Raw genomic sequence first — 21,515 nt, 5'->3', positions numbered from 1 at the left:
GTAAAATTGGCACCATTCTTATTGTCAGCCTACGCTTATATTTTTACCCGGATAAAAAGGCAAGCACATGCCCGCTATCACCCTTACCGCCTTCTGGCGGCAGCAGGAGATTGCGCACGGAACCCTGAGCGAACTGATGCAGCAGTTACAATCCGCTAACATCGGTCGTGAAACCGTTTTCATCTTTAACGATCGCAGCGGCAAGCGCCTCGATATTCATCTTCATGCAGATATTGCCAGCACCCTGGCGGTCTACCCGGAGCTGGCGGAAAGCACCGCGGTGAAAACCCGTGGACGACCAAAACTGGGCGTGTCGGCAAAAGAGGTCACCCTGCTGCCCCGACACTGGGAGTGGCTGGCTACCCAGCCCGGCGGCGCTTCCGCCACCCTGCGCAGGCTTATCGATCAGGCGAGGAAAAGCGCTAAACCGGTGGATAACAAGCGCCAGCGCCACGACCGCGCCTATCACTTTATGTACGAAATTGCCGGGGATCTTCCTGGCTACGAGGCCAGCATGCGCGCGCTGTTTGCTGACGATGAAGCCACGTTTACGGCCACTATCGCAAACTGGCCGCAGGATGTGCGCGAGTACGCGCTACGGTTAGCCTTTAGCAAAGAAGAAGCGAACCAGGACGCCTAAAATCTCTACAAGTGTAAATTTTTGTGCAATTTGCTTCTTTGGTATTACTATAATTTATTGATTTTAATAATATTAAAATCCACTACTGCTTTCTCTTTTTTCGTCAGACAACAAAACGCAGAAGGATACGCTACGCTTTGTAAACCAGCCTGCGGCAAGCGTTTCTACCTCTTCTGCGGACGTCGCCACCATAACACCGGGGAAGCCACTATGACCCACAGTCATGAAGATGATGTGAAAATGCTGCTGTCTGCGTTTGAGCAACGTCTCGAACAACTTTTGCCTGCGGGAGAGCAGGAAGGGCAGGTCTATGCGGCCATGCGCGATGCCACGCTTGTCGCGGGCAAGCGCATGCGCCCTCTGTTGCTGCTGCTGGCGGCGCGGGATATGGGCTACAAAACAGAGCCGACGGGCATTCTCGATCTGGCCTGCGCCATTGAGATGGTCCATGTCGCCTCCCTGATCCTGGATGACATGCCCTGCATGGACAACGCTACGCTCCGCCGCGGGCGGCCTACGGTTCACTACCAGTATGGCGAACACGTGGCGATTCTGGCGGCGGTGGCGCTGCTCAGTCACGCTTTTTGCGTCATCTCCCGCACGCCTTCGCTGACCCACGAGGCAAAAGCGCGGGCGATTGCTGAGCTCTCTGCCTCCGTGGGGCATATGGGGCTGGTGCAGGGACAATTTCGCGATCTCAATGAGGCTCGCCAGAACCGAAACACCGATGAGATCCTCCTGACCAATGAGCTGAAAACCAGCAGCCTGTTTAACGCCACCCTGCAACTGGCGGCGATTGCGGCCGACGCGCCACCTCCGGTCAGCGAACGGTTGCGCTTTTTTGCCCGCGATCTCGGCCAGGCCTTCCAGCTGATTGATGACCTGACCGATGGCTCCAGTGCCAACGGCAAAGATCCGCATCAGGATAAAGACAAATCGACGCTGGTTGCCGTGCTCGGGGCAGAGAGTGTCTTCCTGCGGCTGCGCGAGCACGTGCGCAGCGCCGATCAGCATATTGCTACCGCCTGTCAGCCGGGAAATACCACCCGCTACTATGTTCACATCTGGTTTGAAAAACAGCTGACGCTTATCAGCCAGAGCCTGTCATTATCCCTGTCGGAGTGTCAATGAGCAGCCTGTCGCAACGTAAAAGCGATCATCTCGATATCGTCCTTAACAGCACGCCCGGCGTAAAAAAGTGTACCAGCGGCTTTGAAAAATGGCGCTTCGGGCATTGCGCACTGCCCGAACTGCATCTTGATGAGATTGACCTCTCGACCCCGCTGTTTGGCCGAACCCTGAACGCGCCGCTGCTGATAAGCTCCATGACCGGCGGCACCCGCCGGGCGAGCCAGATTAACCAACACCTTGCCACCGCCGCCCAGACGCTGGGGCTGGCGATGGGGGTGGGCTCCCAGCGCGTGGCGCTGGAGAGTGACGCCAGGTATGGCCTGACGCGCGAACTCCGAGCCGTTGCCCCGGACATTGTGCTGATGGCGAACCTCGGCGCGGCGCAAATCGCGGGACCACAGGGGCTGGATTATGCCAAACGGGCCGTCGAGACCCTTGCGGCGGATGCGCTCATCATCCACCTTAACCCCCTGCAGGAGGCGCTGCAGCACGGCGGGGATCGCAACTGGTGCGGCGTCATCGATGCCATCCATCGCACCGTCGAGGCGCTGCATGTGCCGGTGGTGGTCAAAGAGGTGGGCAACGGGATTTCGGTACCGGTGGCCCGCAAGCTGGTCGCGGCAGGTGTGGCGATGCTGGATGTCGCCGGTGCCGGGGGCACCAGCTGGGCGGCGGTTGAGGGCGAACGCGCCGTTAATGCCCACGACCGGGCGGTGGCGATGGCCTTTGCCGACTGGGGGATCCCGACCGCAACGGCGCTCCAGGATCTGCATCAGGCGCTGCCCGATATGCCGCTGGTGGCCTCAGGCGGGATCGCCAACGGCATTGAGGTGGCAAAAGCGATCCGCTTAGGCGCAAGCCTGGTGGGGCAGGCGGCCGGCGTGCTGCAAAGCGCGTTAACCTCCAGCGAGGCGGTTATCGACCATTTTCAGGTGATTATCGACCAGCTGCGCGTCGCCTGCTTCTGCACCGGCAGTGCAAACCTGGCCCAGCTGCGTCAGGCCACGCTGGTGGCGCAAACGTAATGGCGCCAGCATGGGACATCATCTTAGCGGGCGGCGGACTGGCCAACGGGCTGATCGCCTTACGCTTGCGACAGCTACAGCCGGCGCTGCGCGTACTGCTTCTTGAGGCCGACAGTAAGCCTGGCGGGAATCACACCTGGTCTTTTCACGAGGGCGACATTACTCCGGAACAGCATCGCTGGGTTGCCCCGCTGGTGGCTCACCGCTGGCAGGGGTATGACGTCCGCTTTCCTGACCTGAACCGCACCCTTGCCGGGGACTATCTCAGCATCACCTCCGAACGTTTTGCCGAGGTGCTGGCCGCGACCTGCGGCGACAATCTGCATACCCGTGTCGCAGTTACCGCGCTCACCCCGACGTCGGTGACGCTTGCTGACGGCACCACGCTCCAGGCCCGGGCGGTCATTGATGGTCGGGGCTACATGGCGGACAGGCATCTTACTACCGGCAGCCAGTCTTTCCTCGGCCAGCAGTGGCGTCTGAGCGAGCCCCATGGCCTGACCCGGCCCATCCTGATGGATGCCACGGTCAATCAGCAGGGCGGGTATCGCTTTGTCTACACGCTGCCGCTTTCCGCCACCGAACTCTTGATCGAAGATACTCACTACGTTGACGCCGCCCGACTGGATGCTGGCGTTGCGCGGCAAAACATCGCCGATTATGCCCGCGAGCAGGGCTGGGGGCTGGCGCATCTTGAGCGCGAAGAGCAGGGCGACCTCCCCATTATGCTGGCGGGCGATTTCCCGGCCTTCTGGCAGGGGCGAGACAAACAGCCCAGCAGCGGCCTGCGCGCCGGGCTGTTTCATGCCACCACCGGCTATTCCCTGCCCCACGCGGTGGCGCTGGCCGAGGCCATTGCCGCAAGCGCGGATAGCAGCGCAGCCGCGCTTTTTTCCGTTATCCATCGCTACGCCCTGCGCCAGTGGCGCGAGCAGCGCTTTTTCCGCTCCCTCAACCGCATGCTCTTCCTGGCGGGGGATGCCGATAAGCGCTGGCAGGTGATGCAGCGGTTTTACTCTCTTAACGAAGGGCTGATTGCCCGCTTTTACGCCGGAAACATTACTCTGGCCGATAAAGCGCGGATCCTGGCAGGCAAGCCCCCGGTACCCGTCGGCGAAGCGATGCTCGCCATACTGAAACTCACTCCCCGGATGCGAGCGTTTCACCATGAATAAAACAGTGATTATTGGCGCCGGTTTTGGCGGATTAGCGCTGGCCATTCGGCTACAGGCGCAGGGCATCAACACGCTTCTGCTGGAGCAGCGGGATAAGCCCGGCGGACGCGCTTATGTTTATCACGACGAGGGATTCACCTTCGACGCCGGGCCGACGGTGATAACCGATCCCAGCGCCATCGAAGAGCTCTTTACCCTGGCCGGTAAACGCATGGCCGATTATGTCGAGCTGCTGCCGGTGACCCCGTTCTATCGCCTCTGCTGGGAGACGGGAGAAGTCTTTGATTACGACAACGTGCAGACCCGGCTGGAAGAGCAGATAAGACGATTTAACCCGCGCGATGTAGAGGGCTACCGCAAGTTTCACGCTTATTCGCGGGAGGTGTTTAACGAGGGCTATCTCAAGCTTGGCACGGTGCCGTTCCTCTCTTTTCGCGACATGCTTCGCGCCGGGCCGCAGCTTACCCGCCTTCAGGCCTGGCGCAGCGTCTACAGCATGGTCTCCCGCTTTATCGAGAACGAACAGTTGCGCCAGGCGTTCTCGTTTCATTCCCTGCTGGTGGGGGGCAATCCCTTCGCCACCTCGTCCATTTACACCCTGATCCACGCCCTTGAACGGGAGTGGGGCGTCTGGTTTGCCCGGGGCGGCACCGGGGCGCTGGTGCAGGGGCTGGTGAAGCTCTACCAGGATCTGGGCGGCGAGCTACAGTTGAATGCGGAGGTGACCCGGCTGCAGGCAGACGGCGATCGTATCAGCACCGTCACGCTAAAAGATGGGCGGACGATCCCTGTCGCGGCGGTGGCCTCCAATGCCGACGTGGTGCATACCTATGAAAAGCTGCTGGGACATCATCCCACAGGGGCGGCGCGCGCGGCCTCGCTTAAGCGCAAACGGATGAGTAACTCCCTGTTTGTGCTCTATTTTGGCCTTAACAAGCAGCACGATCTGGCCCACCACACCGTCTGTTTCGGGCCGCGCTATAAAGCGCTTATCGACGAGATATTTAATAAAAACGCCCTGGCGGAGGATTTTTCCCTCTATCTGCATGCCCCCTGCGTCACCGACCCCTCCCTGGCCCCGCCGGGCTGCGGCAGCTACTACGTGTTAGCGCCTGTGCCGCATCTGGGGACGGCGGATCTCGACTGGGACGTTGAGGGGCCGCGCCTGCGCGACAGGATTTTTGCCTATCTCGAAGCCCACTACATGCCGGGGCTGCGTAGCCAACTGGTGACTCACCGCATGTTTACCCCGTTTGATTTTCGCGACCAGCTTGGGGCGCATCTGGGCTCCGCCTTTTCGGTGGAGCCGATCCTGCGCCAGAGCGCCTGGTTCCGGCCGCACAATCGCGACAGCCGCATCCCCAACCTCTACCTGGTCGGGGCGGGTACCCACCCAGGCGCCGGTATTCCCGGGGTGATTGGCTCGGCCAAAGCAACGGCAGGACTGATGCTGGAGGCGCTTTCCCGATGAACACAACCCTGATGGATCACGCCACCGACACCATCGCCGTGGGGTCAAAAAGTTTTGCCACCGCCGCAAAGCTGTTCGATCCCGCCACCCGGCGTAGCGTGCTGATGCTTTACGCCTGGTGCCGCTACTGCGACGACGTGATCGACGGGCAGGAGCTGGGGTTTAACGTCACTCCTGTAGAGCTCACCCCGGCAGAACAGCGTCTTGAGATGCTCAAACGCCAGACCCTGCGCGCCTGGGAGGGGGGCGAGATGCATGAACCCGCCTTTGCCGCCTTTCAGGAGGTGGCGCTGGGGCACAACATCCCGCTCCAGCTGGCTTACGATCATCTGGATGGCTTTGCCATGGATGTGCGCGAGACCCATTACGAGACCTTCGATGACACCCTGCAATACTGCTATCGCGTGGCGGGGGTGGTGGGGCTGATGATGGCGAGGGTGATGGGCGTGCGCGATGAAGCGGTGCTCGATCGCGCCTGCGATTTAGGCCTGGCGTTTCAGCTGACCAATATCGCCCGGGATATTGTCGAGGATGCCCGGGTTGGTCGCTGCTATCTGCCGGCCCGGTGGCTGGCGGAGGCGGACATCGACCCGGCGGCAATGACCTCACCCCAGATGCGCCAACCCCTCGCAGGCATTGCCCAGAGGCTGGTGGCCGAAGCCGAACCTTACTATGCCTCTGCCCGGCAAGGTCTGGCCGGGCTACCGCTGCGATCCGCATGGGCAATTGCCTCGGCGCACGGGGTCTACCGTGAAATTGGCGTGAAGGTGAGCGCGGCGGGTGCCCGCGCCTGGGATAATCGACAGGGCACCAGTTCGGTGGAAAAATCGGGATTACTGCTAAAAGGCGCCTTGCTGGCGCTTACTTCTCGTTTTGCGACGCCGTCGCCGCGTCCGGCTCAGCTCTGGCAGCGCCCTCGCTAGCCGCGCGACGCGCCTTGCGCTGGCGTAACGTCGCCTGCAATTTTTCTACCGGCGGGGCATAGAGAAAACCAAAGGAGACGCAGTCCTCTTTGCCCCGCACCGCATGGTGCAGACGGTGCGCCAGATAGAGACGCTTGAGATAACCTTTGCGCGGGATATAGCGAAACGGCCAGCGCTGATGCACCAGCCCATCATGCACCATAAAGTAGAGCGCGCCGTAGGCCGTCATCCCGGCACCAATCCACTGCAGCGGCCACAGGCCCCACGTTCCCAGTGCAATCAGCACAATCGCCAGCACGGCGAATACCACGGCGTAAAGATCGTTCACCTCAAACCAGCTGGTGCGCGGCTCGTGGTGCGATTCATGCCATCCCCAACCCCAGCCGTGCATGATGTACTTGTGGGAAAGAGCGGCGACGAGTTCCATGGCGGCAACGGTTAAAAGCACGATCACGGTGTTGTACAGCGCGAGCATTGGGGCTCCTTGGGCTCGGGGGATTGTGGTCTCAGGTATTAAGCGTAACAGGTAATTGGAGGAAGGGGGGGCGAAGTATGCGAACCGGATTTTATGATAATAAAATCGATGACCGCTTGTAACATCTCATGGCAAAAGGATGTGATAAAGACATTTAAGCTAAATAAATAACCTGGAGTCAGCGTTATGCAGTCCTGATGATCCAGGTTGTTGCCATTATTTATAGGCTGTCGCTAAAGAATATTATGATAATTAAGGTAACCGTACCATACTGCAATTGCAGCACCATAAATAACAGTGACAATCCATCCTTTGTTTAATTTTGGTGACGTAAAATGAAAAGTCTTTTCTTTTCTTATCGCAACATAAGTTGTTAAGCAATAACCCAGGACGGCTAAAAGTATGAACAGTGAAAGAAATAGTTTGACGATATTATCTATTGTCAAATCTTGAGGGTTATCATAAAACAATATGCCAAAGTTGATAAAGGTCAAAAGCGTTAAACCGGTCAATGCACCTGCTATCCAGATAAGGACATCGGAAGTGAAACGTCTGAACGTGTGATAGAATTTTTTAACATTCTGACATTTTGGGGAAGAGATGCTCTCACGGTGTTTTGTATATAAAGCAATGAGTACCATAATTGTGCTTACCGGAAAAACAAAATTCAGAGCAGGCATAGTTGATGCATAAGCTTTCATTAAATAATCTGCTGCAGAATAATTATTGCTTCTCCAGTTAATAATTAGCGTTATTAAAGGAAATAGCGTCCAGATAGAAGCCCGATACAAGAGATCGCGGTATATTGTTACTTTAAGAAGTTCGTCGAACCAATTGCTTTCAACTTTCATTCGTATTCCTCAATTTGCGCATATAGTGAAAGGTGAGATGAGGTTATCGGCAAAAATCAGTAAAATATGAGGTTTATTTTACCGCGTAAATTGATGGCTATTAATTGAAACAAAAATGTGCTTAGTAAATTTGCTATTATTTATGTAGAGCATTACGCGACCGTCGGGGTGACTAGGTTTGAGAATGTATATTTTCCTTCCCGCACCCTGCGCAGAACTTACATAAGTGTGTAAAGTCTGGGGTCATTGGTCAATAAATAAAGATGGCTCAAAACAGCCTTGAAATCTTCGTTTTATTCTTCTGTGGTATCCAGCCCTAAACAGAACTGCCTATGAGCTGAACGACGAGCCGAGCGCCTACGGCGATCATGGGGTTCGTATTTATGGCATCTGGTCCCCGATCATTGAGGGCCGGATCTGCACTCATGCAGTGAAGTGGAAAATGGTTCGTAAAGCCGTTGACCTTCAGGAGGCGACAGCCGACCAGGACGCTTGCGCCCCTTTGACTCGTGGCAATAACTGTCCCCCTGTTGAAAATTTGAACCAAACAGGGGGGGATTTACCCGAGATTAAATCCATGAATGACAAGGAGCTGCATGAGTGGCTGCACAGTATGGGCCGGAAAGAATGCCGTGAGCTGCCCGCAAGGCTGAGGCTCGTTAAACCGAAGCGGAAAAAGGTATACAAAGAGAACATTTCGGATCAGCAGCGCCTTCAACTTGAGTATGAACTGCAGTCCAGAGGATTCGATGGCAGTGAATACGAGGTTAATTTACTTGTACGCGGCGGCAGCCTTCCGTCAGGGAGCAGGTTACGCATCTTTTACCAGAACGGGCGGCTGCGTGAGGATACAAGTGGCGGCAGTATTACTGACCAACCAAAAAATTTCCTGTTTTTGACTCATATCAGGGCTTTCTTATTGAAGGTCAAAAAAGCGTTTTACATTTATAAATTGGTACAATGCTGTATATATATACAGTGTGTATACACACAGCTATGTTGCGTAAGTGGCCGTAACAGGAGGGAAAATGCAGAATTATCTTTTGGAGTCATTGAAACTTAAGCGCATTGATTTTTTCATAAAGCTGGTAGCGGCAAGCGATTGCAGCGAAGAAGAAAAGCGGCTGGCTATCCAGTGGGTTTCTGAGCTGACTGACGAGCTGATGGCGAAAATTCGCAACCATGAATACAGCCGCACAATGGACGTTACCAGTTAGGGAAATATTGTGCGTTTTGATGTAATGAACGACAAACATAAGAATATTTGTCTGGTGCTGTTAAGAGCATTTAAATCCGATCATTACTAACACTTTCACCTCTTTTCCCATTAACAGCCATCCGAATCCGCTAAAGCAGAGCCATGGTATTTAAAGGGGTAAATGCCAAAAAGTGTGATGCTGATCATGCAGCATACTTGGGTAAACGACATTTGGCTGCAAAGATTGCGCGGATAGAGACTTGTTTTAGCTAATTAAAAAGAGTTAGATATTAGAGATGGGCGATGTCAATCAGATATCGCCTTATTTTTGTTAAGATAAAAAATAGGCAAAAAAATGAAAATTAATAACGTATTGTTATCAATATCTCTTGCTGTAGCACTCACAGGCTGCGTACCACGTTCTCCTAACCCAAGTGTCACCTCTATTGAAGTAGTTAAGCCTCCTGTTGGGCAAAGTGCTACAGCTTATATGGGCGATCCTATCATTACATCTGCAACAGGGTTCAAAACGGATGTACTAGAACTTGGCGCAGGCAATGGCGCGTTGTCTTCAGTTGCTGCTGGAAGCTATTGCAGCGTTGGCAATGGTGTTTATCGTAATTATCACAACCCTCAAGCAGTTGCGTTAAAAAATCTTTACGGACAGATTGGAAGCTATGTTGATTATGTAAGTTACGACGCTGCCAAAAACGAGGTTTCACCACCAAATGGTACTTCTTATACTGCCGCAGAAATCTCTATCAAACGTGTTCCTGATGGCCTGTGCAGGGTAAGCAATTCATTGGTAAAAACTATCGAATACAATGGAAATGCCGGCGGGGTCATGAAGTTTACCTATCGAGAGTTTGCAAATGATATGGCTCGTGCTGCATTCACAACTGATTTTTCTATAGATTCGAAGGGTAGTGATGTAGTGGCTTATAAAGGGGCCAAATTTAAAGTAAACAAAGCTGACAATTCGTCGATTTCTTATACAGTTATTTCTGGTTTTGATAAAGCTGCTGCTTTCTGAACTTGGTAAGCGCATTTAGTCAGTCTAGTTTTTGTTGTCTGCTCTAAACATGCATGTCTATACCGCATGAAATCGCATGATCTTTCAAGGATCGTTTTTGCTCTGGCCCCCCAAAGCTGGCGGGCCCTTCCATCGTTCATGCTGATGCATGAAAACTACTACATAAATTGGGCAGGCGTGGCGGGGATACGAGCGCGCGCTGAAGTGATTCGCACCTGATGTAGTTTTAAGTCAATGAAGTATGTGAAACTTTAGCGGAGTGAGAATGAGGGCCTTGAATCAGAAATCCATAGGGCTATATATTTATAGCAATAGCATTCCATGATTACAGATTGTTAACATTCTTGGATCTACGTCACGGAGCGTTAATTGGCATTTTTTTAAAATTACGCACAGTTGTCTTTATTAAATAGGTGAAGGTTATGTTTGATGAGTCGAGGGTTTTGGAGCGGTTTTCAAGTTTAAGTGAAGATGATCTTCAGAGCATGAATGAAAGGATGCATCAGAAAACGCAGGAGGAATACAGTCGTTTCGAAGCTTCGTACAGAAACGATGAATGTTATTTATGCGGTAAGCCTTTCTCGACCATTAGTAAGGATGCACCTTGCTTGCACTGGTTGTTGCGTCGATGTAAGTTTAAGCCTAAAGATATCAAATTAATATATTCAAAATTTGGATATACCAATGTCGCTGCTTTCTTGAGATGGTGTGCAAATATTGAAAAGCCTTTGGTAAATATTAATGATATTACATTTGAAATGAAGGAAGGTAAAATAATATCTAACACTATAAAATGGAAGAATATTGAATGGACATTTGATTGTTCTGAGTCAGATTTTAAAGGCCATCCAAATTCTGCCTCTGATTTTCCACATTATCATTTTCAAATGAGAATTGATGGAAGACAGTTTATCAATTTCAATAGTTATCATTTACCTTTTACACGGGAGGATATCTTTGCACTAACTATGTCACGACAATACCCTGATAAGTTTATTTATAATTTTGGTGAACAAGGTGAGGGTATGGGAATGGCGATGGAACTGGTTGGCACAGATCCAGATGTGCTCGAAGATATGACCAGAACAACTGATGAAAATGAAGCTGTGTATCATCTTTCAACAACAGTACTTGCCGCTGAGGGTGAAACAATTTCAGGTGATTTACTAGCTGAATTAATTGAACAATCGAATAAAACAGGTGAACCTGTAAGTAGTTTGCTGCACAAGCATATGTCGCCATCTACAGTAGTGCGAACGTATGTGTCACCAAGCGATAACACTCCTGAAATAACACCCCGCACTGAACATAAAAAATAAATTCAGAAAGGGTGTCAACATAGTCATTAAGTCTTTTCTGTGGATTATGCGCTGGGGTAATAGATATTATCCTAACGTATAATCTTCAAATTTTATGATGTCTTGACCAATCCATTTGTTTACCTCTTCCATTCTTTTTTGCAATGGTATTAATTCATTGCGCACAAATACATTAGCCGCCTTCTCCACATCCCCAAACCCCCCAACATTATTCGGCCTAATCCCCATCATCTGCGGCGGAACGCGGTGCGCCGCCATCATGTCATCCCGGCTTACATTTTTGATGTTCAGAAACTCATCTTTGCCGCCACCTCTGACAGCGGGATCATCTGAATGCCGTCCTTTTTGCCGTTGGGCGAGTACATAAATAGATTGCGGAAGTTACCCGGCCCCTTGGCGCTTTTCATGGCCTCGCGAATATTATTCACGTCCTCTTGGTTCTGCGCCGCGTCAGTCACATACATGATAAACCCTGCGTGGCTGCCGTTGATGTAATACTTGCGGCGGAACAGCGTGGCGGACTCATTCAGCAGTGCGGAGGGAATGGCTGACAGATACTCCGGCAAGCCGTAAATCTCCTGGTTTAAGTCCGGCTCCATCAGGTAAAAAATGCTGCCTTTGGTAAACTCATACGGCTGCGTGGTCATGCCGTACTGCACAAACCAGTAAGTATCCAGATCCACGCCGCGGCGGGTATATTTCGCCAGCGACGGCTCCAGTGACAGAATACCGCCGAGCCGGTTCGTCCGTTTCTCCAGATAGGCGTTACCGAATACCAGATAGTCCTGCACAAACCAGCTGAATGCCTGCTGGCTCAGCAGCGGGTGCGGTATAAAGGTGCTGGTCAGAATGTTTCGCTTCACCGCAATCGGGGAGCTGTGATGCACCGCCGCGCGATAGGTGCGCGCAGCCCGTCAAAACTCACCGGCGGTTCATACCAGCGGTCCATTTGCACGCACTCCACATAATCCAGCAACTCCCGGCGGTCCAGTACCGGGATCGGGTCGCCAAAGCTGAATGCTTCTGTGGCCGGGCCGCTGCTGCGCTGAACTGCGGCAAGGTTTTTCTTGTTCTTGCCCATCAAAAAATCTCCACAATATTGCTGGTATTGGCGGCTTCGCCCTGCAGCGGTTCGTTAAACAGTGCGTGCATCGTTGCCCATGCCAGGTCTGCATGGCTGGCTTCGTAGGTGGGGCGGTTGCCGCTGGCGGTGGTGGCGCGCCGGATAGCCATGAATGACTGCGCGATGTCGGTGTGCCCGGCGTCAAACTCCAGGCGGCGGTGGCTGATAATGTCGTATGCCTTGAGCACCAGGGCGTTTTTGACGTTGGGGTTGTAGACAAACTCCCGGACCGCCGGGAAGAACGCCTTCACGTTCTCATACACGCCGTGGCCGACGTCGGTCGAGTCAATGCCGATATAGGTCACGTTGTACTGCTGCGTCAGCTTTTTGATCGTGTCAGCCTGGGCGCGGAAGTCCATCCCACGCCACTAGTGCCGCTCAAGAATGCGGAACTTGCCGCCCGGCACTGTGGGCGGTGCCATCACCACGCATCCGGCGCTGTCGCCGTTCTGCGTACCTTTCGCCGGGTCATTGCCGATCCAGACTTCGCGCCAGCCAAACGGGCGCAGCGCCAGCGCCTGAAAATCGCACCATACTTCCCAGCTGTCCACCATGCAGGCCTGCAGCTCGCTCAGCGGGAACACTGACGCCAGATCGTCAATAAACTTGCACATCAGCAGGTTCTGGTATTCGTCCGGGCTGTACTCCATGCGCAGCTGGTCGATACCAAACAGGTTACAGCCACCACGCACCGCGGCTTCCACGGTGACGATCTGGCGGTCCTGGCCGTCCGGGCAGAGCAGGCCCGGGGCCAGATTGCTGTGGGTCAGGTCAATAGCCACCTTGTCCGCTTTGGCGTGGCCCCGGTTGAAGAGTGCGCCGGACCAGAACGGATAGGCGCTGTGGGTCAGGCTGGACGGTGTGGAAAAGTAGGTCTGCCGCTATTTTTTGTGAATGGCCATCCCGGAGGCCACTTTGCGCAGCTCCTGGAATTTCGGTATCCAAAAATATTATCTAGTTACAGATTGCAGTGGTAGCTCTGCGCTGTGCGGACGTTGGTGGTGGATTGGTTGGCGGCGTTGCTACGAATCTCGCTCCTGCTTCACACGGTCGTATGATGGAGCAATTGGCGCAAGAGATATGCCGCACTCAGCAACACAATATCAGGCTGTAGCTTGATTCCGATGGTAGCGGTTAGGAGTTGCGTAGGCCACGACCGGCAACAAGAAAGGCCGTATTAGCGCCAGATGTTGGCGAAGGAGCCGCAATTCAATAGCTTAAGTGATTTATTTGTAAAATTATAAATTCAAGACAACAAAAAACCCATCAACCTTGAACCAAAACGGCGGGGTTGATGGGCTCCACAAATTGGGGACATCAAAGAAAAGCAGTGGCAATAGTTATGACTGACGTCTGGCAGAAAAGTTCTGCGCATAGCGAAAATTTTTTCGTCATTGCGCAAAAATTTTTTATCCCAGACCCGGCCAGATGATGATGATTAGCGTCCCCGCGAGGGTTAACAATACGTTAGCGATGGCATAGGTGCCCGCGTAGCCCAGCGCCGGAATGTTGCTGCGCGCGGTATCGCTGATGATTTCCATTGCAGGCGCACAGGTTCGCGCCCCCATCATGGCGCCAAACAGCATGGCGCGGTTCATACGCAGCACGTAGGCACCGAACAGGAAACAGATCACCACCGGCACCAGGCTGACGATCAGCCCTGCCACCAGCATCTGCCAGCCCACCGCGCCCAGGCTGTGGCCAATGCCGCTACCTGCGCTTAAGCCGACGCCCGCCATAAACACCATCAGGCCAAACTCTTTCACCATGTTCAGCGCGCCCTGGGGGATATAGCCGAAGGTGGGGTGGTTAGCGCGCAGGAAGCCGAGCATGATCCCGGCAAACAGCAGGCCGGCGGCGTTGCCGATGCCAAAGCTGAAATTGCTGAACTGGAAGGTGATCATCCCAATCATCAGGCCGACGATAAAGAAGGCGCAGAAGGCGAGCAGGTCGGTCACCTGGCTGTGAATGGAGATAAAGCCGATGCGGTCGGCAACGGTCTTCACGCGGCGCGTGTCGCCGCTCACCTGCAACACGTCGCCTTTGTTCAGCACGATGTTGTCATCGATAGGCATCTCAATCTGGCTGCGGATCACCCGGTTGAGGAAGCAGCCGTGGTCGGTCAGTTTAAGCTGCCCCAGGCGGCGGCCCACGGCGTTGTGGTTTTTCACCACGATCTCTTCGGTGACGATGCGCATGTCCAGCAGGTCGCGGTCGAAGACCTCTTTGCCGTTACGGAAGCTCGGGTCGAGACGGGCGTGCGCATCCGGATAACCCACCAGGGCGATATCGTCACCCATCTGCAACACCGCGTCGCCGTCCGGGTTCGCCAGAATGCCGTTACGGCGGATGCGTTCGATATAGCAGCCGGTCTGGCGATAAATGCCCAGCTCGCGCAGGTTTTTACCGTCTGCCCAGGCCACCAGCTCCGGGCCGACACGGTAGGCGCGGATCACCGGGAGGTAGACTTTGCGTTTGCTGTCCGTATCCAGACCGCGTTCGCGGGCGATTTGCTGGGCGCTGGTCTGCAGATCCTGATGCTGTAACTTCGGCAGATAGCGTGCGCCCACGATCAGGCTCACCAGACCAATCAGATAGGTCAGGGCATAGCCAAGGCTGAGGTGATCTAACGCCATAGAGAGCTGGGCGTTATCCAGCCCCAGATGGCGCAGCGTATCCCCCGCGCCAACCAGCACCGGCGTGGAGGTCATCGAGCCGGCCAGCATGCCCGCCGTCAGGCCGATATCCCAGCCAAACAGTTTGCCTAAGCCTAACGCAATCAGCAGGGCGCTGCCGACCATCACCAGCGCCAGCATCAGGTAATTTTTGCCGTCGCGGAAGAAAATAGAAAAAAAGTTAGGTCCGGCTTCAACACCGACGCAAAAAATAAACAGCATAAAGCCCAGATTAAGGGCATCCGTGTTAATACTGAAATGCTGCTGGCCTAATAATAACGAGACGACTAAAACGCCAATAGAATTACCAAGTTGGATTGATCCCAGGCGTAATTTACCCAGGCACAGGCCCAGCGCCAGTACCACAAATAATAGCAGGATGTAATTCCCGTTTAACAATTCTGCGACGTTTATGTTCACGAAGGATAACTTCTTGTTTACCAGTAAGTGGTTGAAGGGACAGGTGATTTAGGCTACTGTTTTCCCGGTGTTGAGGAGCGCTGCGGCTCCCGGCCGCACACTATAATATATATCGAATAATAATACCAAACTATTACTTTATTTATAACAGACAGCAACATCTGCTCGTGATTGCGTAACGACGCGCCGTTCAGGCATGGAATGCCATATAAACCATCTGATTGTGCGTCCAGTGGACGAAAAATGAATTTGCCCGCGCTGTAGGGGGACGATTTGAATATTAAACGTAACTGGTTTGGGGTGGCTTGCTGTTTTTTACTTTTCACCGGCGTGTGCATCTGCCTGACGTTCAACGTAAGGGGGGCATTTATTGCCGCCGGGCGTCCTGAGCTGGGATTATTGTTCTTCACCTTGCCCGGTGCTGCCGCCAGTTTTGTCTCCCGCGGAGGAGAGGTCATCCGGCCGCTGCTCGGCGCAATACTCGCCGCGCCCCTCTGTCTGGTGGTGATGCGTCTGGTCTTTATCCCTTCACGCACGATTGTGCAGGAGATGGCCTGGCTGTTAAGTGGGGTCTTCTGGTGTGCGTTGGGGGCGCTGTTCTTTCTGTTCGTGCGCCGGGCGCTGGAGAACCGCCGGGCAAGAATAAAAACGCCCTCAGAGTGAGGGCGAGAAAGGCTTACTGGGCAGCAAACAGCCCGAGGTGTGCTTTGGCATAGGCTTCAAAATCGGTAAAGCCGCCGATGTGGTTCTGATCGAGGAAGATCTGCGGTACGGTTTCAACCGGCTTACCGACGGTTTTTTCCAGATCGGCTTTGGTGATGCCTTCGGCATGAATGTCCACGTAGCGGTAGTTAAAATCATCACGCTCGGCGGTCAGTTTTTCTGCCAGATCTTTAGCGCGCACACAGTAAGGGCAGCCTGGACGTCCAAAAATTACTGCAAACATATTCTCTCTCCTGAAACGAAGCCTGACGGCGAATGACGCTATATTGCCGATAACTATCGGTAATGAAAAGCAGGTTCTGCCTGTTACATTGATACCTCCAGGCTATGTTTCGCCAATTACAGCCGCCTTTTCTTTGCCTATACTGGCGATATTGTCATTAACGCCCGTACAGAGAGACCGCATGACGCCCGTAATTGATCTGCTTCGTTCCCACCGTTCCATTCGCCATTTTACCGATCAACCCATCAGCGATGCCCAGCGTGAGGCCATTCTTGCCGGCGCGCAGGGAACCTCCAGCTCCAGCTTCCTCCAGTGCAGCTCCATCATCCGCATCACCGACCCCGCGATGCGTGAACAGCTGGTGACCCTCACCGGCGGGCAGAAGCACGTGGCCGAGGCGGCGGAGTTCTGGGTCTTCTGCGCCGACTTCAACCGCCATCTGCAAATTTGCCCCGAAGCACAGCTGGGACTCGCCGAGCAGCTCCTGTTGGGCGTGGTGGATACCGCAATGCTGGCGCAGAACGCCATGACCGCGGCGGAGTCGCTGGGGCTGGGCGGGGTTTACATTGGCGGCATCCGCAACAGCATTGAGGCGGTGACCGAGCTGCTGCAGCTGCCGAAGCACGTCCTGCCGCTGTTTGGCCTCTGCCTGGGCTGGCCTGCGGATAACCCGGACGTCAAGCCGCGCCTGCCTGCGGCGATGGTGATGCATGAAAACCACTACCAACCGGTCGATAAAGCGGTGCTGGCGCAGTACGACGAGGAGCTGGCGAACTACTACCTCAGCCGCGCGACCAATAACCGCCGCGACACCTGGAGCGACCATATCCGGCGCACCATTATCAAAGAAAATCGTCCGTTTATTCTCGACTATTTGCACAAACAGGGCTGGGCGACGCGATAAGTCCATTCATCCTGCGCCTGCCTGCGTGTATGATACGCAGGCTTTTACCAGATCATGTCTGAGAGGTGCAGGGTGAAAATTGCCATATTGTCCCGGGATGGAACGCTCTGGTCGTGTAAACGCCTGCGTGAAGCGGCGCAGCAGCGCGGCCATCTGGTGGAAATCCTCGATCCGCTGTCCTGCTATATGAATATCAGCCCGGCGGCATCTTCTATTCACTATAAAGGGCGCCAGCTGCCGCATTTTGACGCGGTTATTCCGCGCATTGGCTCGGCTATCACCTTTTATGGCACCGCCGCGCTGCGCCAGTTTGAGCTGCTCGGCAGTTATCCGCTGAATGAATCCGTGGCGATCACCCGGGCGCGTGACAAACTACGCTCCCTGCAACTGCTGGCCCGCCAGGGAATCGACCTGCCGATCACCGGTATTGCCCATTCGCCCGACGACACCCACGATCTGATCGAGATGGTCGGCGGCGCGCCATTGGTGGTGAAACTGGTTGAAGGCACCCAGGGCATTGGCGTGGTGCTGGCCGAAACCCGCCAGGCGGCAGAGAGCGTGGTGGATGCGTTTCGCGGCCTGAACGCGCACATTCTGGTGCAGGAGTACGTTAAAGAGGCGAAAGGGCGCGATATTCGCTGCCTGGTGGTGGGCGATGAAGTGGTTGCGTCCATTGAGCGTCAGGCGAAAGAGGGCGATTTTCGCTCTAACCTGCATCGGGGCGGCGTAGCCCGGGTGGTGGAGATCACCCCACGCGAGCGGGAGATGGCCCTGCTGGCCGCCAGAACCCTGGGGCTGGACGTTGCCGGGGTCGATATCTTACGCGCCGACAGAGGGCCGCTGGTGATGGAAGTCAACGCCTCGCCAGGGCTGGAAGGCATTGAGAAAACCACCGGGATTGATATCGCCGGGAAGATGATCGGCTGGATTGAACGCCATGCCACGCCGGAGTTTTGCCTGAAAACGGGCGGATAACTGGCCTGCCGCGCCGTGTGGCCTGGGCCAGGCACTATTTTTTTGAAGGGGTTCCACCGTTATGGATTCACTTGTAGTACCGACACTTGATACGTTACGCCACTGGCTGGACAACATGGGCGTCAGCTTTTTTGAATGCGACACCTGCCAGGCGCTGCACCTGCCGCACATGCAAAACTTTGACGGCGTGTTCGATGCCAAGCTCGATCTGATCAATGACGTCATTCTTTTCTCCGCGCTGGCGGAGGTCAAACCCTCGGCGCTGCTGGCCTTAGCATCGGATTTGTCCGCCATCAATGCCAGTTCTTTGACGGTAAAAGCATTTCTCGATATACAGGATGATAATCTGCCAAAGCTGGTGGTTTGCCAGTCTTTATCCGCGTCCGTTGGGCTGACCTTCCCGCAGTTCGCGGCCTTTATCCAGCAGAGCGAAGAGCAGATCTCTATGGTGATGCTGGAAGCCAGCGCCCATCATCTGCTCTACAACGCCGAAGAGGGCGCTGAGCAGCCTGAATCTGCGGGCAATTTTCTGCACTAAAGCTGTCTGACATTTAGGCAGTCGCTGTTGTGGCGGCTGCATAACACCCGTTTTTCTGCTGACTTTAACCTTTCTTTAAAGAATTATTCACCGCCATCCCGCCAATTCGGCTTATCACATAGATACTTCTTGCATAAAAAATTGTTAAAAGGCGTTTTTTAATCTGAGCTATAGCTACGGAGACAAGCTACAGTTTATTCTTGCGATGCTGTTAAACGCGAGCAGATACAGCCACCTGAGTAACATCTTCTGCTACAGGCGGAGTGATAAATTATGCACGTTTCTTGCATAGGCTAAGAGTGTTCATTTTTAGTGCGTTTGTTAACGTGCTTTCAGAAGGATTAACGCTATGATCGCTTTAAATAAAAAATGGTTATCGGGTCTGGTTGCGGGCGCGCTGATGGCGGTCTCTGCAGGCTCGCTGGCGGCAGAGCAAAAAACGCTGCATATCTACAACTGGTCTGATTATATCGCCCCGGATACGGTGGCCAATTTTGAAAAAGAGACCGGGATTAAAGTCGTCTATGACGTCTTCGATTCTAACGAAGTGCTGGAAGGCAAACTGATGGCGGGCAGCACCGGCTTTGACCTGGTCGTACCGTCAGCCAGCTTCCTGGAACGTCAGCTCTCTGCGGGCGTGTTCCAGCCGCTGGATAAAAGCAAACTGCCGGACTGGAAAAATCTCGACCCCGAACTGCTGAAGCTTATCGCCAAACACGATCCGGACAATAAATACGCCATGCCGTACATGTGGGCCACCACCGGCATTGGCTATAACGTCGAGAAAGTGAAACAGGTGCTGGGTGCCGATGCGCCGGTAAACAGCTGGGACCTGGTGCTGAAGCCAGAGAACCTCGAGAAGCTGAAAAGCTGCGGCGTGTCGTTCCTTGATGCGCCTGAAGAGATTTTTGCCACCGTCCTGAACTATCTCGGCAAAGATCCCAACAGCACCAAAGCGGATGACTACACCGGTCCGGCCACCGACCTGCTGCTGAAGCTGCGTCCAAATATCCGTTACTTCCACTCCTCCCAGTACATCAACGATCTGGCAAACGGCGATATCTGCGTAGCCATCGGCTGGGCAGGGGACGTGTGGCAGGCGGCGAACCGCGCGAAAGAGGCGAAAAACGGCGTGAATATCGCCTATTCAATCCCGAAAGAGGGGGCAATGGCCTTCTTTGACGTCTTCGCGATGCCAGCCGATGCAAAAAACAAAGAGGAAGCCTATCAGTTCCTGAACTATCTGCTGCGTCCGGAAGTTATCGCCCACATCTCTGACCACGTCTTCTATGCCAACGGCAACAAAGAGGCCACGAAGCTTGTCAGCACTGAAGTGCGTGATAACCCGGGGATCTACCCGCCGGCAGAGGTGCGCGCCAAGATGTTTACCCTGAGCGTGCAGGAGCCGAAAATTGACCGCGTCCGTACCCGTGCGTGGACGAAAGTGAAAAGCGGTAAATAACCGTTCGTCGCAGGCCGGGCAAGCGTAGCGCCCCCGGCAACAGGCGCACCGTTCTGGTGCGCCTGCACCATTTTGATTGATGCCGGAGAGCACCCCGTGAACGACGCGATCCCCCGCCCGCAGGCGAAAACCCGTAAAGCGCTGACCCCGCTGCTGGAAATCCGTAACCTGACCAAATCCTTTGATGGTCAGAATGCCGTGGATGATGTCAGCCTGACTATCTACAAAGGTGAAATTTTTGCTCTGCTTGGCGCATCTGGCTGCGGGAAATCGACCTTGCTGCGCATGCTCGCCGGGTTTGAACAGCCCAGCGCCGGGCAGATTATGCTGGATGGCGTCGACCTCTCCCGGGTGCCGCCCTATCAGCGCCCGATCAATATGATGTTCCAGTCTTATGCCCTCTTTCCGCACATGACCGTGGAGCAGAACATCGCCTTTGGCCTGAAGCAGGACAAACTGCCAAAAGCGGAAATCACCGCCCGCGTGGCCGAAATGCTGAGCCTGGTGCATATGCAGGAGTTTGCGAAGCGCAAGCCGCACCAGCTCTCCGGCGGCCAGCGTCAGCGCGTGGCCCTGGCCCGTAGCCTGGCGAAGCGGCCAAAGCTGCTGCTGCTCGATGAGCCGATGGGGGCGCTGGATAAAAAGCTGCGCGACCGTATGCAGCTGGAAGTGGTGGATATTCTCGAGCGCGTGGGCGTGACCTGCGTGATGGTAACCCACGACCAGGAAGAGGCGATGACCATGGCCGGGCGTATCGCCATCATGAACCGCGGCAAGTTCGTGCAGATTGGCGAGCCGGAAGAGATTTACGAGCACCCGACCACCCGCTACAGCGCCGAATTTATCGGCTCCATGAACGTATTTGAAGGGCTGCTGAAAAGCCGCGAAGAGGACGGGCTGGTGATTGACTCACCGGGGCTGATCCATCCCCTGAAAGTGGCGGCGGACAACTCGGTAGTGGATAACGTGCCGGTCTACGTGGCCCTGCGCCCGGAAAAAATCACCCTCTGCGAAGAGGCGCCCGCGGATGGCTACAACTTTGCCGTGGGGGAGGTGGTGCATATCGCCTACCTCGGCGATCTCTCCATCTACCATGTCCGCCTGAAGAGCGGGCAGATGATCAGTGCGCAATTGCAGAACACCTTCCGCTACCGCAAGGGGTTGCCAACCTGGGGTGACGAAGTGCGTCTGTGCTGGGAAGCCGATAGCTGCGTTGTGCTGACGGTATAAG

Annotated in this window: 19 protein-coding genes and 4 pseudogenes; 17 read left to right on the top strand and 6 right to left on the bottom strand. The window is 54.5% G+C overall.

The window, feature by feature from the left end; genetic code table 11:
* Positions 1–67: 67 nt before the first annotated feature.
* The 6 genes from ACOKCT_RS02350 (at position 68) to crtB (ending at position 6,365) form a co-directional block, all read left to right on the top strand.
* Positions 68–640, top strand: a complete 573-nt coding sequence (locus ACOKCT_RS02350) for a DUF2239 family protein (protein WP_156654174.1) — start codon at positions 68–70, stop codon at positions 638–640.
* Positions 641–850: 210 nt separating this feature from the next.
* Positions 851–1,771: a polyprenyl synthetase family protein gene (locus tag ACOKCT_RS02345; RefSeq protein WP_420193125.1), complete on the top strand. Its 921-nt coding sequence runs from the start codon at positions 851–853 to the stop codon at positions 1,769–1,771.
* Complete coding sequence (gene fni / locus ACOKCT_RS02340; protein ID WP_103178848.1) at positions 1,768–2,796, top strand: type 2 isopentenyl-diphosphate Delta-isomerase; 1,029 nt, start codon at positions 1,768–1,770, stop codon at positions 2,794–2,796. Before ACOKCT_RS02345 ends, fni begins: the two co-directional genes overlap by 4 nt.
* Positions 2,796–3,971, top strand: a complete 1,176-nt coding sequence (crtY, locus tag ACOKCT_RS02335) for a lycopene beta-cyclase CrtY (protein ID WP_420193124.1) — start codon at positions 2,796–2,798, stop codon at positions 3,969–3,971. Before fni ends, crtY begins: the two co-directional genes overlap by 1 nt.
* Positions 3,964–5,442: a phytoene desaturase gene (locus ACOKCT_RS02330; RefSeq protein WP_420193123.1), complete on the top strand. Its 1,479-nt coding sequence runs from the start codon at positions 3,964–3,966 to the stop codon at positions 5,440–5,442. Before crtY ends, ACOKCT_RS02330 begins: the two co-directional genes overlap by 8 nt.
* Positions 5,439–6,365, top strand: a complete 927-nt coding sequence (crtB, locus tag ACOKCT_RS02325) for a 15-cis-phytoene synthase CrtB (RefSeq protein WP_103178851.1) — start codon at positions 5,439–5,441, stop codon at positions 6,363–6,365. Before ACOKCT_RS02330 ends, crtB begins: the two co-directional genes overlap by 4 nt.
* Here crtB and ACOKCT_RS02320 read toward each other — a convergent pair.
* Together ACOKCT_RS02320 and ACOKCT_RS02315 are read right to left on the bottom strand one after the other, a co-directional pair.
* Positions 6,304–6,840, bottom strand: coding sequence for a sterol desaturase family protein (locus ACOKCT_RS02320; protein ID WP_114387566.1), 537 nt, complete (start codon positions 6,838–6,840; stop codon positions 6,304–6,306). The two genes, crtB and ACOKCT_RS02320, sit on opposite strands and share 62 nt — an antisense overlap.
* 233 nt (positions 6,841–7,073) lie before the next feature.
* Entirely contained in the window at positions 7,074–7,691 is a 618-nt protein-coding gene (locus tag ACOKCT_RS02315; RefSeq protein WP_114315504.1) for a hypothetical protein, read from the bottom strand.
* Between the two features lie 316 nt (positions 7,692–8,007).
* Here ACOKCT_RS02315 and ACOKCT_RS02310 point away from each other — a divergent pair.
* From ACOKCT_RS02310 to ACOKCT_RS02295, 4 genes and pseudogenes are all read left to right on the top strand, one after another.
* Positions 8,008–8,564: pseudogene (locus ACOKCT_RS02310) on the top strand (replication endonuclease); the annotation flags it as partial.
* A gap of 155 nt (positions 8,565–8,719) precedes the next feature.
* Positions 8,720–8,908, top strand: a complete 189-nt coding sequence (locus tag ACOKCT_RS02305; protein ID WP_269775779.1) for a hypothetical protein — start codon at positions 8,720–8,722, stop codon at positions 8,906–8,908.
* A 336-nt stretch (positions 8,909–9,244) separates the two neighbouring features.
* Entirely contained in the window at positions 9,245–9,922 is a 678-nt protein-coding gene (locus tag ACOKCT_RS02300; protein WP_269775778.1) for a hypothetical protein, read from the top strand.
* 422 nt (positions 9,923–10,344) lie between these two features.
* Complete coding sequence (locus tag ACOKCT_RS02295) at positions 10,345–11,241, top strand: hypothetical protein (protein WP_420193122.1); 897 nt, start codon at positions 10,345–10,347, stop codon at positions 11,239–11,241.
* A gap of 66 nt (positions 11,242–11,307) precedes the next feature.
* Here the strand turns inward: ACOKCT_RS02295 and ACOKCT_RS02290 are convergent.
* A pseudogene (locus ACOKCT_RS02290) lies at positions 11,308–12,322 on the bottom strand (phage portal protein).
* Positions 12,322–13,364 (bottom strand): annotated as a pseudogene (locus ACOKCT_RS02285) (terminase large subunit domain-containing protein); the annotation flags it as partial. The pseudogenes ACOKCT_RS02285 and ACOKCT_RS02290, both read right to left, overlap by 1 nt.
* Between ACOKCT_RS02285 and ACOKCT_RS02280 the strand changes: the two are divergent.
* Positions 13,351–13,475 (top strand): annotated as a pseudogene (locus tag ACOKCT_RS02280) (phage virion morphogenesis protein); the annotation flags it as partial. The pseudogenes ACOKCT_RS02285 and ACOKCT_RS02280 sit on opposite strands and share 14 nt — an antisense overlap.
* A gap of 298 nt (positions 13,476–13,773) precedes the next feature.
* On the opposite strand, the gene ACOKCT_RS02275 reads toward ACOKCT_RS02280, so the two are convergent.
* The gene (locus ACOKCT_RS02275; RefSeq protein ID WP_103178853.1) at positions 13,774–15,459 is read right to left on the bottom strand and encodes an aspartate:alanine antiporter; all 1,686 of its coding nucleotides are present in this window, start codon (positions 15,457–15,459) and stop codon (positions 13,774–13,776) included.
* 273 nt (positions 15,460–15,732) lie between these two features.
* Here ACOKCT_RS02275 and ACOKCT_RS02270 point away from each other — a divergent pair, with 273 nt between their 5' ends.
* Complete coding sequence (locus ACOKCT_RS02270) at positions 15,733–16,122, top strand: inner membrane protein YbjM (RefSeq protein ID WP_103178854.1); 390 nt, start codon at positions 15,733–15,735, stop codon at positions 16,120–16,122.
* Positions 16,123–16,135: 13 nt separating this feature from the next.
* On the opposite strand, the gene ACOKCT_RS02265 is transcribed toward ACOKCT_RS02270, so the two are convergent.
* Positions 16,136–16,405 (bottom strand): GrxA family glutaredoxin, encoded by a 270-nt coding sequence (locus tag ACOKCT_RS02265; RefSeq protein ID WP_159339230.1) that lies wholly within the window; start codon positions 16,403–16,405, stop codon positions 16,136–16,138.
* A 181-nt stretch (positions 16,406–16,586) separates the two neighbouring features.
* On the opposite strand from ACOKCT_RS02265, the gene nfsA reads away from it, so the two are divergent.
* The 5 genes from nfsA (at position 16,587) to potG (ending at position 21,514) form a co-directional block, all read left to right on the top strand.
* Complete coding sequence (gene nfsA / locus ACOKCT_RS02260; RefSeq protein ID WP_103178856.1) at positions 16,587–17,309, top strand: oxygen-insensitive NADPH nitroreductase; 723 nt, start codon at positions 16,587–16,589, stop codon at positions 17,307–17,309.
* Between the two features lie 72 nt (positions 17,310–17,381).
* Positions 17,382–18,284 (top strand): 30S ribosomal protein S6--L-glutamate ligase, encoded by a 903-nt coding sequence (rimK, locus tag ACOKCT_RS02255; RefSeq protein WP_263951067.1) that lies wholly within the window; start codon positions 17,382–17,384, stop codon positions 18,282–18,284.
* Between the two features lie 61 nt (positions 18,285–18,345).
* Positions 18,346–18,822 carry a YbjN domain-containing protein gene (locus ACOKCT_RS02250; RefSeq protein ID WP_103178858.1) on the top strand — a complete coding sequence of 159 codons (477 nt, stop codon included), beginning with the start codon at positions 18,346–18,348 and terminating at the stop codon, positions 18,820–18,822.
* Between the two features lie 349 nt (positions 18,823–19,171).
* Positions 19,172–20,284 (top strand): spermidine/putrescine ABC transporter substrate-binding protein PotF, encoded by a 1,113-nt coding sequence (potF, locus tag ACOKCT_RS02245; RefSeq protein ID WP_420193121.1) that lies wholly within the window; start codon positions 19,172–19,174, stop codon positions 20,282–20,284.
* A gap of 96 nt (positions 20,285–20,380) precedes the next feature.
* Positions 20,381–21,514, top strand: coding sequence for a putrescine ABC transporter ATP-binding subunit PotG (gene potG / locus ACOKCT_RS02240; RefSeq protein ID WP_103178860.1), 1,134 nt, complete (start codon positions 20,381–20,383; stop codon positions 21,512–21,514).
* The last annotated feature ends 1 nt before the right edge of the window (position 21,515 follow it).

The organism is Leclercia sp. M-A074-M (assembly GCF_965195605.1).
In the GTDB taxonomy this organism is placed as follows: Bacteria; Pseudomonadota; Gammaproteobacteria; order Enterobacterales; family Enterobacteriaceae; genus Enterobacter.
The sequence above is the reverse complement of the archived record's forward strand: the minus strand, read 5'-3'. Positions and strand labels throughout refer to the sequence as shown.